This is a genomic window from Psychrobacter sp. 1Y4, from assembly GCF_051847555.1.
Genome location: NZ_JBPYDE010000805.1, coordinates 1 through 610 on the forward strand (window position 1 = coordinate 1; position 610 = coordinate 610).

Consider the following 610-nt stretch of genomic DNA (forward strand, 5'->3'; position numbering starts at 1 on the left):
GGTGAGCTAAAAGCCAATAAAAAAGTATTAAAGCAAAACCATAAAGAGTTTTTGGATGGTCTAACCGAGTCAGAGCAATTGGCTTACACATCAGCGATGTTACGAGATCAAGAAATTTATAAAGACGATGACTGTGTTGTTGAAGATTTAGAGACCGACTATTATAAAGAGCTGTATGAGATTGAGAATGAGCGCAGCAGCCTTGATACGCTAAAAGCGCTCAAGCAATGGGTGCCTACGATTGCGGCTATAGGCGGTGCAGTTATGGCCTCACTGGTTGTCTTTAAAGGTCTGAAAAACGTCAATAACGGTATGACGACGTTGCAAGGCTTTTTAATCATGGGGATGATTTCAGCCCTCGTTTGGCTTGCAACCTACATTTATACTAAGAGTATCCGCGGTAAGCACAAAGAAGATCTGACCAAAGCCACCTTTATTATGTTTAGCTGGATGCAGGTCTTTACCGCGTCAGCGTTTGCTTTTAGCCATGGCTCGAACGATATCGCCAACGCGGTTGGTCCTTTTGCTGCGATTATGGATGTCATTCGTACCAATAGCATCTCGACTGAAGCGGCTGTACCACCTGCTGTCATGTTAACTTTTGGTGTGG

General features: G+C 43.9%; 1 protein-coding gene. It reads left to right on the forward strand.

The features are described 5' to 3' along the window. On the forward strand, positions 1-610 hold a 610-nt coding region (locus tag ACS8FC_RS18975; protein WP_439297931.1), incomplete at both ends, for an inorganic phosphate transporter.